Raw genomic sequence first — 14582 nt, forward strand, 5'->3', positions numbered from 1 at the left:
TTCCTTAATTATTCAACCCTTTTGAAGTTCAAGCGCTGTGAACCTGCATTTGCCGCTGGGCGCAGTGTCTTCACGGAGATTCTCTATCCAATGATTGGTCTGGAACAAGAAGCAGTAAGCCCACCGGCGCAGTTGAACCATCTGCAGGCCCTTGAGGCTGAGAGTATCGCGATTCTGCGAGAGGCCGTGGCGGAGTTTGCGCGGCCGGTGATGCTGTACTCGATCGGGAAGGACTCCTCCGTGATGCTGCGCCTGGCGCAGAAGGCGTTCTATCCTGGGAAGATTCCCTTTCCGCTGCTTCACGTCGATACCAGTTACAAGTTTCCCGAGATGATCCAGTTCCGCGATGCATATGCGCGAGAGATCGGCGCGGAGCTGATTGTGCATCGCAACGAAGAGGCGATTGCGGCAGGCGCAAATCCTTACACGCTGGGGACGCAGAACTGCTGCGGCCTGCTGAAGACGCGGAGTCTGCTGGATGCGCTGGCGGAGGGCGGCTTCGACGCAGCGTTTGGCGGTGCTCGCAGGGATGAGGAGAAGAGCCGGGCCAAGGAGCGCGTGTACAGCTTTCGCGACGGCGCGGGGCAGTGGGACCCGAAGAACCAGCGGCCGGAGCTGTGGAGTCTGTACAACTCGCGGCTGCGCAAGGGAGAGAGCATCCGCGTGTTCCCGCTCTCGAACTGGACCGAGATGGACATCTGGCTCTACCTGTATGCGGAGAGGATTCCGATTGTGCCGTTGTACTTCGCCAAGGAGCGGCCGCTGGTGGTGCGGGGTGGCGCGTTGACTCTGTACAGCGAAGGAATGAAGCTTCTGCCAGGCGAGAAGGTAGAGACGGTGAAGGTAAGGATGCGTTCGTTGGGCTGCGCGCCGTGCACGGGCGCGATCCGCAGCGAAGCAGACACGCTGCCGAAGATCATCGAGGAGCTGATGACGTTCCGGAGGAGCGAGCGCGAGAACCGCGCGATCGACCATGACGAAGAGGGCTCGATGGAAGTGAAGAAGCGGGAGGGCTACTTCTAATGGTTGAGGCGAGAGAGTACGTCGCGAGCAGTGAGTTTGATTCGTTTCTTGAGGCGCACCTCGGGCAGGAGATGCTGCGGTTCACCACGGCCGGTAGCGTGGATGACGGCAAAAGCACGCTGATCGGGCGGCTGCTGCACGACACCAAGAGCGTGTATGAGGATCAGCTCGCTGCGGTGAAGAAGAGCAGGGTGAATCGCGCCGCGGGCGGCCATGTGGATTTTTCGCTGCTGACGGATGGCCTGAAGGCCGAACGCGAACAGGGCATCACCATCGATGTGGCCTACCGTTATTTTTCGACGGCGCGGCGGAAGTTCATCATCGCGGATACTCCAGGGCATGAGCAGTACACGCGCAACATGGCGACGGGAGCCTCGACCGCAGATGTGGCCATCGTGCTGATCGACGCGAAGGCGTTTCTGCGCGAAGGCGGGCTGCTGTCGCAGTCGAAGCGGCATACCTACATCGCTGCATTGCTGAGGATTCCACATGTAGTGGCTGCGGTCAACAAGATGGACCTCGTCGGATACTCGGAGGAGACCTTCGCCTCGATCCGCAGCGAGTTCAGCGAGCTGGCTTCAAGGCTGGGAGTGCGGAGCGTTACGGCGATTCCGGTGAGCGCGCTCGAAGGCGACAACGTGGTTACCCCGAGCGCGGCGATGCCGTGGTATGAAGGGCCGACGCTGCTGGAGTATCTGGAGACGGTACCTCTGCACGAGGGTGAGGCCAAGGGGCCGCTGCGTTTTCCGGTCCAGTTGGTGCTGAGGCCGGACGCGGAGTTTCGCGGATTTGCAGGGCAGGTGGCTCGCGGCGTATTGCGCGCCGGGCAGCGAGTAAAGGCGCTGCCTTCAGGCCGCGAGACGGTCGTGCGCAGGATAGTGACGTACGACGGCGATCTTGCTGCCGCTACGCATCCCCAGAGCGTTACGGTGGAACTCGAGGATGAGATCGACCTGAGCCGCGGCGAGATGCTAGTGGATGCCAGCGATGCAGCGCCTGAGGTGAGCCGTCGATTCCGCGCCATGGTGGTGTGGATGCACGAGGAGCCGCTGGTGCCGGGACGCACGTATATCGCCAAGCACACGACCCGCATGGTGCGTGCGACGGTGCGGGCGATCCGGTATCGCGTGGATATTGGCTCGCAGGAGCATGGTTCGGCGGAGCGGCTGGCGATGAACGAGATTGCCGAGGTGGAGTTCGAGACGAACCTGCCGCTCTTCTTCGATGCCTATGCGGAGGATCGCAACATCGGGTCGCTGATCCTGATCGACGGCCTGACGAACGCCACAGTTGGCGCGGCGATGATCGTTGGCGCAGTTGCGGTATCCGATACGTACGTGGCGCGGGCAGTCCTGGTGCTGGTGCCGTCCAGGCCGGAGCTTGCCGAGCGCGTGCGTGATGGGCTGGGAGCGCGGGGCGAGAGGGCCGCGGTCGTCGACGATGCGCTGATTCCCGAGAGTGCCGTAGCCGCTGCCGTGCGCGCACTGCAATTGGCTGGAGTAGTTGCGGTGTCGTCGCGTGAGTTGTCTGCGGAGTCGCTCGCGCAGATTGAGAGCTTTGCCGAGGGCGGTGTGGTGTTGGGCGAGGGATTAGACGATAACGAAGTTCTACGGCTGGCAGGAGTGAAGGAATGAGCGTGATCGAGACATCGGTAGACTATGAGGCGACGAGCGCAGAGGCGTTGGTGGAGCAGGTCGTACGCGAGTCGCAGGGCAAAGGCGTTTGTCTGACGAGCAGCTTCCAGACTGAAGATATGGTCGTGCTGCATCTGCTGCGCCAGCATCTGCCGGATGTGCTGGTGATCTTTCTTGAGACGGGCTACCACTTCAAGGAATTGATCGCCTATCGCGACCGGATGACTGCGGAGTGGGGCTTGAATCTCATCAACGCTCTGCCGGAGTTGACGGTTCCTCAGTACGAGGCGCAGTTCGGCAAGCTGCACATTGTTCAGCCGACAGCGTGCTGCCAGGCGCGCAAGGTAGAGCCTCTGATGCGTTCGCTGGAGCCTTTCGACTGGTGGTTTACCGGGCTGCGCAGAGAGCAGTCGCCGACGCGCGCGGGGCTGAAGAAGGTGGAGGACCATCGGACTCCGACAGGCAAGCATCTGAAAAAGGTGAGCGTGCTGGCGGATTGGAACTGGGCGCGCGTGACGGAATATGCGCAGCTGCACGGCATTCCGCAGCTTGAGCTCTACGCACGCGGATACACGAGCATCGGTTGTGAGCCGTGCACGGCCATTCCCGAGGCGGGGGCCGATGCCCGCAGCGGACGCTGGGGCGGCAAGAAGCTGGAGTGCGGCATCCACACCTTCTCGGAGAAGGCCTGAGGAGTGCGCGCGGTCAAAGAGTTGGCTGCTGCCGCGCAAAAAGGACTAAGCTGATTCCATGATGGAGCGGCGGCAGATCGTTCAGCTTTGGCGGCTGGGCGGAGCCTCGGTGATGGTGACGCTGGTGCGCGTAGAGGGCTCGAGCTACCGGCGGGCTGGTGCTAGGCTGCTGCTCGCGCAGAGTGGAGAATACGCCGGGACGATCAGCGGAGGATGCCTTGAGGCTGAGGTGATCCGCAAGGCGGCCTGGATGGTGCGCGAAGGCGCTAGGGTGCAGCGCTACTCGACGATGTTCGACGATACGGCGGAGGTTCCGTTTGGGCTAGGTTGCGGCGGAGTCGTGGATCTGCTGCTGGAGCGTGCGGATACTCCGGAGTGCAGCGCGCTGATGAGCGCGATGGAGGGAACTCTCTCCGGAACAACCGCCGTGGTGGTGACATGGCTTCCGGGTGAGGGCAGGGCGCTTCGACGTGTTGTGCTGGTGGAGGGAGCGGTGGTCTTTGCCAGCGAAGGACTGAGCGAGAAGAAGATTGAGTGCGCTCGGGGGCTGCGAGCAAATGAGCAATATGAAGGCCGCTTCGTCGAGGAGCTTCGCGCGCCGCAGCGTTTGTTTGTGCTGGGAGCGGGTGACGATGCAAGGCCATTGGTGAGCATGGCCGCATTGATGGGCTGGAGTGTGGTCGTAGCGGACGGTCGCTCCCAGTTGGCACGTGCCGAGCGGTTTCCTGCGGCGGAGCGTGTTGTAGCGGACGGTGTGAATAGCTTGGGTATCAAGGCTTCGGACGCAGTTGTGGTGATGACGCACAGCTACGAGCAGGACCGCGAGATCCTGACGGCTCTGTTGCCGGTTGCGCCGCGGTATTTCGGAGTACTAGGAGCGCGGCATCGCAGCTCGCTTCTGTTGAGCGAGGCCGCCGCAAGGATTGGACTGAGTGTCGCTGCATGCTGTGAGCGCATCTATGCACCGGTGGGATTGGATCTCGGCGGCGACGGGCCAGAAGCGATTGCACTGGCCGTGCTCGCGGAGGCGCAGGCTGTGTGCGAAGGAAGGCTGGGAGCTTCGCGCAGGCTCACCGCCGAAGACGTTGCGCGCTATGTGAATGAGGGTGGCGTGGCACGGTATCTTCCGCAGTGCGCGCTCGATGAGGTGCGGTGAGTATAGCTGCAGTGATTGTGGCCGCAGGCGCTTCAAGCAGGCTGGGTGAGCCAAAGCAACTCGTACGTCTGGGCAACGAGACATTGCTGGAGCGCACGGTAAGGGTGGCTCGCGATGCCGGATGTTCGCCGATAATTGTGGTTCTTGGCTCAGACTATCTGCAGATATTGACCGGGTGTTCGCTCGGCGACGTCGTTACCGTGATCAACGACCAGTGGCAAGAGGGGATGGGTTCGTCGATCAGGTGGGGTGTCCATGCGTGCAAGAATGTAGCCGGCAAAGTCGACGGCGCGGTGATTTTGACCTGTGATCAGCCTGCAGTCACGGCAGAGCATCTGATGCGGCTGATGCTGAAGAACGAGATCAAAGCGTCACGCTATGCAGCTAGGAATGGGGTTCCGGCTTTCTTTCCAAACAAGCACTTCGATGCACTGATGGCGCTCAAGGGAGACGCCGGAGCGAGGGAGTTGCTTAAAGATGCTCGCTATGAAGAGTTGGCCAACGGTGAGCTGGATGTGGATACGTCTGACGACCTGGAGCGAGCCAGGGAATTGTTTGAGCAGTGAGGCCATCCAGCCTTTTATCGCAGTGACGCGAGACGCATGTCAGAGCGACCGAAGGAACTCCTCAAGCAGATTGGCGGCGACGCCGGTGCGGTACTTCGCGGTGCTTCGTATGTCGTCGATCGGCTTGGATTCGCCAATGAGAGCTGCTCTGGCGGCAGCAATCGTCTTCGGAGTGATGGGCTGGTGGAGCAGCGCTTGTTCGGTAGCTGTGAGACGAGCGGGAACCTCGCGGAGGCATGCGGCTCCTATTCGGATGTCTTCAATGAGGCTGTTGTTGACGCGAGCCAGAGCTGCCAGCGCCACCTTTGAGATGGCCTGAGCGTTACGAGTCCCCACCTTGCGGATGTATTGTTTGTAACCTTGTGTGTTGCGTAATAGCGTGATGCTGTGAAGAAGCTCGTCCGGTGCAAGAGCAGTCTTCTTGTAGGAGAGGTGAAAGTCCCGGTAAGGCAGAACGCGCTCGTCATGGATGGAGACGAGCGTGACCTCGGCATTATAGGCGAGCAGTGCCGGAGGCGAGTCTGCCGCGGGGCTTGCGTTGACGATGTTGCCGCCGATGGTGGCGCGATTCTGGTTCGCGATGCTGCCGGTCCAGCTTGCAGCCTGTTCGAGAAGGGGGAACTCCTCGGCGATGACGGGATGGTTGCGGATATCGGTGAAGGTAGTTCCAGCGCCGATGGTGATGGCGTCGTCGACAACCTCGATGAAGCGCAGCTCGTCGAGGTTCCAGAGTGAGACGAGTTTATGAGGCTGAAGGTGTCCAGCGCCGAGCGCGACCATGAGTTCGGTTCCGCCTGCGATGGGAGTGTAGTGGTCGGGCGAGTCGGCGAGGATCTGGAGGACCGCATCGAGAGAGGCAGGCGCGATGATCTCGTACTGGCTGACGTTGGACCGCATCTATCGGTCAGCTCCCGCGTTGGCTGCAGCCTGGACCGCGCTAAAGATACGCATGTAGCCTGTGCAGCGGCAGAGATTGCCCGAGAGCCCTTCCTGTATCTGCACTAGCGAAGGGTGCGGATGTTTGCTGAGAAGGTGATGGGTCGCGAGGATCATGCCCGGAGTGCAGATACCGCACTGGGCGCCGCCGTTCTCAAGGAAGCACTGCTGGATGGGGTGAAGCCGCTCATCGTGTGCGAGACCTTCGATCGTGGTGATCTCGACTCCGTCGGCCTGCAGCACTGGGATCAGGCAGGAGTTGACGAGATCGCCGTTGAGAATGACGGCACAGGCTCCGCACTCGCCTTCGCCGCAGCCCTCCTTGGTTCCTGTGAGGCGCAGGTCTTCACGCAGCACGTCGAGGAGCCGCTTCATGGGGGGCGCTTGGACGGTCCGGGCGGCGCCGTTGATGGTGAAGGTGATCGAGGTCATACGGTGGTCTCACTGAGGATGGGGCCAGCGACTGCGGGACTCAGGGCTTCGGTGCCAGAGTTCGAGGACTGGCTCATTCGCTCGTAGATGTCTTCGGGGAGCAGCGGAATGTGGTTGAAGGCGATGCCGGTGGCATGCTCGATGGCGTTGAGGATGGCTGGCGCGGGACCATCCATGGGAAGTTCACCAACGCCCTTCGCGCCGAAGGCTCCATGGATGCATGGCGTCTCCTCGAAGGAGACGTGGATGGGCGGAAGGTCGGCGCTGGTGGGCATGATGTAGTTGGTCATCTGGTTGTTGGCGAGGTGGCCGTTGTCCCAGATGCACTTTTCGTAGAGCGCGTAGCCGATCGCCTGCGCTACGCCGCCTTCGACCTGGCCGGCAGCCAGGATGGGATGGAGGACGCGGCCCACCTCCTGCAGTGCGTGGAAGTTGGTAACAGTCGCGGAGCAGGTGGTGGTATCGACGGCAACCTCTGCGACGTAGACGGCCCATGCGTAGGCAGGATAGGCGTCGCCGCAGAAGTGATCGTCGTCCCAGAAGATGTCGCCCTGTGCTTCATAGCGAAGGCAGACTTCGAGGTTGTCATATTGCTGGCCGTAGCGGCTGACGGCTCGCTTGAAATCTTCAGGTGTGTGCGGAGTGGGAAGCCCGGCCTCGGTGCGAAGCTTTTCGAGGACCTGGGTTGAGGCGCGTTCGACCAGCTTGCCGACGATCATCGCCGTACGCGACGCGACGGTGGGGCCGGAGTTGGGGACGAGGTGCGTGTCCGGTTGCGCGATCAGGACCTCGTCGTAAGGCAGACCGAGCGCCTGCGCGGCGACCTGGCAGAGGATGGTGTTTGTGCCCTGGCCGAACTCCGTCGATGAGACGAGGATGCGTGGGCGTGCCGTCTGAAGGTCGACGTCGATGGCGACCTCGGAGGCGAGGCGACGCTCGCCGGAGCCAGTGAATCCCGCTCCGTGGAAGAAGGCAGCAAGGCCGACGCCGCGTTTGATACTGCTGGTTGGATTCTCCTCGTCGAACCGGGCACGCTTCGCGTGGTAGTCCGATTCGGCGAGCGCGCGGTTGAGCATGTGCTGCATGTCAACTGGGTCGCTGAGGAGCTGTCCGGTTGCGGTACGATCGCCTGTCGAGAGGAAGTTGCGGCGGCGAAACTCCTCCGGCGAGAGGCCGATGGTGTGAGCGATCTTGTCCATGTGGCGCTCGAGCGCGAAGATGCTCTGCGGAGCGCCGAAGCCGCGAAAGGCTCCATGCGGAGGGATGTTCGTCGCTACGGCCTTGGCGTGCACGATGAGATTAGGCCAGTGATACGGGCCGGGAGCGTGGATAGTTCCGCGCGAGAGAACAACGGGTGAGAGCGTCACGTAGGCTCCGCCGTCGATGGCGAAGTCGATCTCGCCGGCGAGGATTTTGCCTTCCTTCGAGACTGCTGTCCGGTGGCGCGTGCGCGAAGGATGGCGCTTGGTGGTCGCGGCCATGTCCTCGGCGCGGTCGTAGCAGAGCTTTACCGGATGACCGGACTTCATCGCCAGCAGCGCGGCGTGGCTGCCGATGACGGAGGGAAAGTCCTCCTTGCCACCGAAGGCTCCGCCGGTCTCGGTCTGGATGACTCGGCACTTCTCTTCGGGCAGGTCGAAGACGAGAGTGAGTGCGTGGACGAGGTAGTAGGGGCACTGCATGGAGCCGCGCACTGTGACGCCGGCCTCCGCGTCGTACTCGGCGATGACGCCGTTGTTTTCGATGTAGAGCTGCTCCTGGGCTCCGGTGGAGTACTCGCCTTCGATGACGTAGTCGGCGCTGGCAAAGATGGACTCGGTGGCCCTGGGGTCGCCCTTCTGCATCAGGTAGGTCTTGAAGGTGTTTGGCGGTTCACCTTCGCCCCCGCTCCAGATAATGTGTTTGCCAGCCTCGGAGTCTTCGATGGTGAAGACCGGAGGCAGTTCTTCGTAGGTGATGTGGACTGCGTCTACTGCGGCTGGCAGTACCGAGCGGTCGGAATGGGCCAGCAGAAGGATCGGCTCGGCGACGTGATTGACGTAGGTCGAGGCGAGGCAGGGATGGTCCTTGGTGATGTGGACGATGGTGTTCTCGCCGGGGATGTCAGCCGCCGTGACGATGGTGAACTCGTCCCACGGGATCGATGGATCGAAGGAGATGGAGGTGATGCGGCCGCGCGGGATGGTACTGCGCACAGTCGCGCCGAACCACATGCCGGGCAGCTCGATGTCGTCGACATACTGAGCCCGGCCCAGAACCTTCGCCTTGCCCTCTTTCCGCAAAGGTGACTGGCCAACGATCTGATGAGGGTCGCTCATAGAGATGTTGGACAAGGATAAACGAATCTGACTCAGGTCCGATTAGTTTTGATTATTTCCGTCGCTTGACGGGCGGACGACTCTTACGTGGCCGCGCCGTGTGTCCTCCTCTTCGTTTTGTGGAAGGTGCAGAAGAAGAGACGTTTAGCAAGCCGATGAGCTTGCTGGCGATGGGCGACCCGAGTCCCGTGCAGGCGTCCCATCCCGGGCCGGCTGCGAATCCCACGGGAGTGCCTTCGTAGTTGGTGCCAGAGGTGATGTCGTTGAATGCAGCTTTGCCTTTGGCAGAATAGATGAGCGGCTGCAGGAAGCCGGCTGACTTGCCAGTGGCCTTGTTAGCGACGGCGATGAGCCCAGCCCATAACGGAGCGACTGCGCTGGTTCCGCCAATAACCATGTTCTGGCCGTCGACGCGAATGTTGTAGCCGGTCGCGGGGTCGGCGTCGCCGCATACATCAGGAACACCGCGGCCGCCAGTGGAGTTTGTTGGTTTGGGGACATTGGAGCCGGACTGCCAGCTTGGCAGCGGGAAGACATTGCTGACTCCTCCTCCGCCTGCGCCTTCATTGCTGGCGAGCTCGTTCCAGACGACCTCCGAGCTGATCGTTGAGCCTGAGCCCTGGAGCCTGGTCCCACCGCAGCCGAGGACGTGAGGGCTGGAGGCTGGGAAGTCGACGTTGTTTTGTCCGTTGCCGACTCCGTCGGTTGAGCCGTTGTCGCCAGAGGCCACCGTGATGGTGACGCCGAGTGCGGCGGCGGACTGGCAGGCAGCGTCGAGAGCCTGCATGGACTGCGCGGTCCAGTTGACCTCGGCCGATCCCCACGAGATGGAGATGACGCTGGGTTTGTTAGTGGTGTCGTGGACGGCCTGGCCGATGGCGTCGATGAACCCCTGGTCGGTGTTTGGAGCGAAGTAGACGACGATCTTTGCTCCGGTCGCGACGGACGCAGCTACTTCGATGTCGAGCATGACCTCGCCGTCGGCACTGTTGGCGCTGCTGGGACTGTTCTTGGCGCCATCGACGGAGACTGCGACGACGGTTGGCGCTTTCCGGCCAAGCGACTTGAAGTAGGTGGCGAGATCTTTGGTGCGGTAGCCTCCGCCAAGCTCGATGATGCCGATGGTCTGGCCGGTCGCGTCAGATGGTTGGGGAAACTTGTAGAGCTGCGCGACCTGAACAGGGGTAAAGGAGGAGCTGGCCGATGCGTGCGGCGTGGCGAATCCTCCAGCCTGTGCAAGGCGCGAGCTGATGGCGCCTTGTTCTCCGGAGACGCGAAAGTGAGGCTCGGCTTGCGGGCGATTGTCGAGGCCGAGGACAGCTTCCACCTTTCCAATCAGCTCATCGGGGAGCTTGATGCCGCCTTCGCGGACGCGGTAAGTCGCGCCGTCGAGGGTCTTGTGCATCAGGGAGACGCCGAAGGCCTTCTGGATCGCCGCCACGGTGCCGGTGAGCTTCATAATCCGCCGCTCTGGTGCGGGCGTGCCGCGCTCGACGGTGAGACCGAACTCCTGCGCGAAGGCTCGGACGAGCTTTACGACGGCAGGGTCGGCTGCATGGTTTGCGCGGAACTGCGCACGGGTGAGGCGTAACTTGCCTAGTTTGTGCGCCGCCGCGAGCGGCTTCTTTCGCCGCACGAGAACCGAGACGGTTAGCTTGCTGGATGGTGGCGCGGGTTTTTCTCCTGTTGCCCTTGCCATGGGAGCTTTTTCGCTTCCGGGCAAAACGCTGCGGCTTTGCGGGGCAAAACGAGGCTCTGCTGTTTTGGATGCCATTTGGTTCCTCCGACTCAGAGTGAGATTGGTGAAGCAGTCGTTAAGGTTGCCGAACCTAAGTTGTGAAAGATAGATTTCTTATATAGAAATACGAATTGAGTTTTGCTATGCAGACCTGAGAGGCACCTGTTAGTTTGGTTCGGTCGCTTCTCGGCCCAAATCTCATGGGCTCTGACTGACGCAAGGGGTGTTCATGCAGGTTTCGACTTCGATTGGTGGGAGCGTCAAGCCAGCTTCCAGTGAGAAGCGTCCAGTGTTTCCGGTTGGCCATCTGCTGCCGTTTGTTCTGGTCACGGTGCTCTTCTTTCTTTGGGGGATGTCGAACAACCTGACCGACATTCTGGTACAGCAGTTCAGAAAGTCGTTTGAGCTGTCGCAGTTCAGCGCGCAACTGGTGCAGACAGCGAATTTCTTCGGCTACTTCTGCATGGCGATTCCTGCGGCTCTGCTGATGCGGCGCTGGGGCTACAAGGCCGGCATGGTGACCGGCCTGGTGATCTTCGGGATCGGCATGGTGCTGTTCTGGCCGGCGGCGGTGAGCGGGAAGTATGCTCCGTTTTTGATTGCTCTGTTCACTGTGGGCAGCGGCGCGTCGATTCTGGAGACGGCGGCCAATCCGTTTATTGCGCAGTTTGGCGATCCGGTGACGTCGGAGCAGAGGCTGAACTTCTCGCAGTCGTTCAACCCTCCGGGGACGATCACAGGGGTGCTGATCGGGACCTACTTCATCTTCTCGGGCATCGAGCCGAATGCAGCCCAGATTGCGGCGATGAAGCAGGCCGGGACGTATCAGGCGTATCTCCATACAGAGATCATGCGCGTGGTACCGACGTATCTTAGCTTCGGCGCGGTGGTGCTGCTGTGCGCGCTGATTCTTTCGCGGACGAAGTTTCCGGCGATCCAGATCGAGCACGAGGGCGCGGGCGAGGACCATGGCAGCTTTGGTGAACTGCTGGGCCAGCCGCTGATCTGGATCGCTGTGGCGGCGAACTTCTGCAACGTGGGTGCGCAGATCTCGTCGTGGAGCAGCCTGATTCCTTATATGAAGCAGTACACGGTGGTGAGCGAGCGGACGGCGGCGCATTACCTGACCGCGACGCTGATCGCGCTGGCGCTGGGCCGGTTCATCTCAACGCCGTTGATGCGGTACGTGCGGCCGAGCCTGATGCTTGGAGCCTATGGAGTGATCAACGCGGCGCTGATGCTGGTCGCGGTCTTGCGGCCGGGACTGATGGGCGCGTGGGCGGTGGTAGTAAGCGGATTCTTCCTTTCGATCATGTTTCCGACGATCTTTGCGCTGGGCCTAAAGGGGCTAGGGCGGAATACGAAGATCGGAGGATCGCTTCTGGTGATGGCGATTGTGGGAGGGGCGATCTTTCCTCCAGTCGCCGGGTTGATTGCCAGGCATACGGGCAGCCTGGCGCTGGGATATGTGGTGCCGATGGCCGGATTCGTCGGCGTGGCGGCGTACGGGTTCTTCCAGTTCACCCAGCGGACGCTGTTCTCCGGACCCGCCTATTGAGGGGTACCCCCTCCCCCCTAGCGTTTCGGCGTAAGTATTGTTAAATCAACGTGTTGTGTTGGTTGCCCGTCCGTAAAATATTCTATCTAAATGGTTTACGAGTCAAAATCTTCAAACGAAAAGGGTTACTGGTTAAAATGAGGAAGCCCCGGTTTTGTCCGGGGCTTCCTCTAGTTCTATTGTAGCAAGTTGGGGAAACTACTCTGCCACGCGTAAGCTGCTTGTTTTTTTTGATTTAGTGCGTTTGGGGGCTTGACAGGATTTTCTGTGGAAATGGGCGACGGGAAGTGAGGAGCAATTCGTCACAAAAATTCTATTTCTGGAATTTAGCTGTGGAAGGTTTCTAAAAAAAGTATTGACCTCGGGCAGTTGAGGATTTACTGTGCATATGGGTCGCAGATGCACCTCGTCCGGGGCAGCAAGTTGAGCGGACAGGAGTCGAGCGATCACGAAAGCATCCGGGTGATGCCGGATGTTTTCTTACTGCCTCATCTGTTTCACGCCTGGCACGACCCCCCGCACGGTAAGGGAGAAGACAGGGTAACAGGTACGCGGCTAGCGCCATCCGCGAGATGGGTGCTGTCTGTTCGCATGCAAGGTTTTTCGTTTTAGATTGTGTAAGTTACGCGTTCGATTTAATGAAATTCAGGAATCCCTCCCGGGTCGAACTGCGTCTAAAGAAGTGACGGGGAACAAGAGACAGAGCAGGGAAGTTGCTGCGGCTGTCAGGAACCGAAGTCGAAAACAAGTTTCAGGCGGATGCTATTGCCGAGACTGATATCAAGGAGATTATGACGATGCGCTCAGATCTGATTTTTGGAGCTCTGACCCATGTGAGCAACCGCTACCAGCTCTGCCAGCTGGCCTCGAAGGCTACGCGGAAGCTCCACAAGCCGAACACCCGCCTGCAGGACACGACGAATGATGTTCTGGACCGCTTCCGTGACACGGTCCCGATGAACGCTCCCGAGACGTCGGCCCATAAGGTAGAATTGCAGGAGCGCCGCGCGGCTTAGCCGCGCGGTAGTTCCGCGGCAGTACTGAACGCAAACCTCAACCTCTAACACCTACCCGCAGCACCCGAGATTCCGGCCCTTCCGCACGACCTCCGCAGTCAAGCAGAACCCCGCCTTACGATCTTCATAAAAATCCCTCCTTTCGAAAATTCCAGGTACAACCATGACAATCTCTGAACTGAAAGAGCACAATATCGCGGAGCTGGGCAAGCTTGCGCGCAACCTCGACATTGCCGGCACGAGCGGCCTGCGCAAGCAAGACCTGATCTTCAAGATTCTGCAGGCGCAGAGCGAGAAGGAAGGCCATATCTTCGCCGAGGGCGTCCTTGAGATTCTGCCTGACGGCTACGGCTTCCTGCGCTCGCCGGATTACAACTATCTGCCTGGCCCCGACGACATCTATGTTTCGCCTTCGCAGATCCGCAAGTTCGACCTGAAGACGGGCGACACCATCAGCGGCAATGTGCGGCCTCCGCATGAAGGCGAGAAGTACTTTGCGCTGGTGAAGATTGAGGCGATCAACTTCGAGTCGCCGGAAGAGACGCGCAACAAGATTCTGTTCGACAACCTGACGCCTTTGTACGCGCAGGAGCGCGTGAAGATGGAGACGGTGCGGGACAACATCTCGGGCCGTGTGATGGACCTGCTGACTCCGGTGGGCAAGGGGCAGCGTGGTCTGATCGTCGCTCCGCCGCGCACCGGTAAGACGATGCTGCTGCAGTCGATCGCGAACTCAATCACGGCGAACCATCCGGAGATCGTGCTGATCGTTCTTCTGATCGATGAGCGTCCGGAAGAAGTGACGGACATGCAGCGGTCGGTGAAGGGCGAGGTTATCTCGTCGACCTTCGATGAGCCCGCGGCGCGTCACGTACAGGTGGCCGAGATGGTGATCGAGAAGGCGAAGCGCCTGGTCGAGCACAAGCGCGACGTGGTGATCCTGCTGGACTCGATTACTCGTCTGGCTCGCGCGTACAACACGATCGTTCCTCCGAGCGGCAAGGTCCTCTCGGGCGGTGTGGATTCGAACGCGCTGCAGCGGCCGAAGCGGTTCTTCGGCGCGGCGCGGAATATCGAAGAGGGCGGGTCTTTGACCATCATTGCGACGGCGCTCGTGGATACGGGTTCGAGGATGGACGAAGTGATCTTCGAGGAGTTCAAGGGCACGGGCAACATGGAAGTGATCCTGGATCGCAAGCTTGTGGACAAGCGCGTGTTTCCGGCGATCGATATCCAGCGCTCAGGTACACGTAAGGAAGAGCTGCTGATCCTGAAGGAAGACCTGCAGAGGATCTGGGTCCTGAGGAAGGTACTGAATCCGCTGTCGCCGGTGGAGGCGATGGAGCTCTTGACCGATAAGCTGGCGAAGACACGGAACAATTCGGAGTTTCTGCATAATATGAGCTCGATCTAACGGCTCATTGAAGGATCATCGGGTCCGGGTGGTGCTGGTCCGGTGAAAAGAAAAGAAGCGCAGCCTTGGGCTGCGCTTCTTTTGCAGGAGCAATAAGGA

12 protein-coding genes are annotated in these 14582 nt (G+C 60.5%); 8 read left to right on the forward strand and 4 right to left on the reverse strand.

The features are described 5' to 3' along the window. Positions 1-90: 90 nt before the first annotated feature. Genes cysD through OHL16_RS16760 form a run of 5 tightly spaced genes read left to right on the forward strand, consistent with a single transcriptional unit; the run spans position 91 to position 5071 of the window. The gene (gene cysD, locus OHL16_RS16740; protein WP_263368327.1) at positions 91-1023 is read left to right on the forward strand and encodes a sulfate adenylyltransferase subunit CysD; all 933 of its coding nucleotides are present in this window, start codon (positions 91-93) and stop codon (positions 1021-1023) included. Further along, positions 1023-2657: a sulfate adenylyltransferase subunit CysN gene (gene cysN / locus OHL16_RS16745; RefSeq protein WP_263368328.1), complete on the forward strand. Its 1635-nt coding sequence runs from the start codon at positions 1023-1025 to the stop codon at positions 2655-2657. The genes cysD and cysN overlap by 1 nt, the downstream gene beginning before the upstream one ends. Then, a complete protein-coding gene (locus OHL16_RS16750; protein ID WP_263368329.1) occupies positions 2654-3349 on the forward strand; it encodes a phosphoadenylyl-sulfate reductase in 696 nt (231 codons plus the stop codon). The genes cysN and OHL16_RS16750 overlap by 4 nt, the downstream gene beginning before the upstream one ends. A gap of 58 nt (positions 3350-3407) precedes the next feature. Continuing rightward, positions 3408-4505: an XdhC family protein gene (locus tag OHL16_RS16755; RefSeq protein WP_263368330.1), complete on the forward strand. Its 1098-nt coding sequence runs from the start codon at positions 3408-3410 to the stop codon at positions 4503-4505. Beyond that, complete coding sequence (locus OHL16_RS16760) at positions 4502-5071, forward strand: nucleotidyltransferase family protein (RefSeq protein ID WP_263368331.1); 570 nt, start codon at positions 4502-4504, stop codon at positions 5069-5071. Before OHL16_RS16755 ends, OHL16_RS16760 begins: the two co-directional genes overlap by 4 nt. Positions 5072-5110: 39 nt before the next feature. Here the strand turns inward: OHL16_RS16760 and OHL16_RS16765 are convergent, their stop codons facing one another. From OHL16_RS16765 to OHL16_RS16780, 4 genes are read right to left on the reverse strand one after another with little or no spacing between them, the layout of a single operon-like run. Then, positions 5111-5968 carry an FAD binding domain-containing protein gene (locus OHL16_RS16765; protein WP_263368332.1) on the reverse strand — a complete coding sequence of 286 codons (858 nt, stop codon included), beginning with the start codon at positions 5966-5968 and terminating at the stop codon, positions 5111-5113. After that, the gene (locus tag OHL16_RS16770) at positions 5969-6439 is read right to left on the reverse strand and encodes a (2Fe-2S)-binding protein (RefSeq protein WP_263368333.1); all 471 of its coding nucleotides are present in this window, start codon (positions 6437-6439) and stop codon (positions 5969-5971) included. Continuing rightward, a complete protein-coding gene (locus tag OHL16_RS16775) occupies positions 6436-8757 on the reverse strand; it encodes a xanthine dehydrogenase family protein molybdopterin-binding subunit (protein ID WP_263368334.1) in 2322 nt (773 codons plus the stop codon). Before OHL16_RS16775 ends, OHL16_RS16770 begins: the two co-directional genes overlap by 4 nt. A gap of 52 nt (positions 8758-8809) precedes the next feature. Next, complete coding sequence (locus OHL16_RS16780) at positions 8810-10456, reverse strand: S53 family peptidase (protein WP_263368335.1); 1647 nt, start codon at positions 10454-10456, stop codon at positions 8810-8812. Positions 10457-10724: 268 nt separating this feature from the next. Between OHL16_RS16780 and fucP the strand changes: the two genes are divergently transcribed. From fucP to rho, 3 genes are all read left to right on the forward strand, one after another. After that, positions 10725-12053 carry an L-fucose:H+ symporter permease gene (gene fucP, locus OHL16_RS16785; RefSeq protein ID WP_263368336.1) on the forward strand — a complete coding sequence of 443 codons (1329 nt, stop codon included), beginning with the start codon at positions 10725-10727 and terminating at the stop codon, positions 12051-12053. Positions 12054-12850: 797 nt separating this feature from the next. Then, complete coding sequence (locus tag OHL16_RS16790) at positions 12851-13069, forward strand: DNA-directed RNA polymerase subunit omega (RefSeq protein WP_263368509.1); 219 nt, start codon at positions 12851-12853, stop codon at positions 13067-13069. Positions 13070-13232: 163 nt separating this feature from the next. Next, on the forward strand, positions 13233-14483 hold the full coding sequence (gene rho / locus OHL16_RS16795; RefSeq protein WP_263368337.1) for a transcription termination factor Rho: 1251 nt from the start codon (positions 13233-13235) through the stop codon (positions 14481-14483). The last annotated feature ends 99 nt before the right edge of the window (positions 14484-14582 follow it).

Origin of the sequence: Edaphobacter bradus (genome assembly GCF_025685645.1) — a bacterium.
In the GTDB taxonomy this organism is placed as follows: Bacteria; Acidobacteriota; Terriglobia; order Terriglobales; family Acidobacteriaceae; genus Edaphobacter; species Edaphobacter bradus.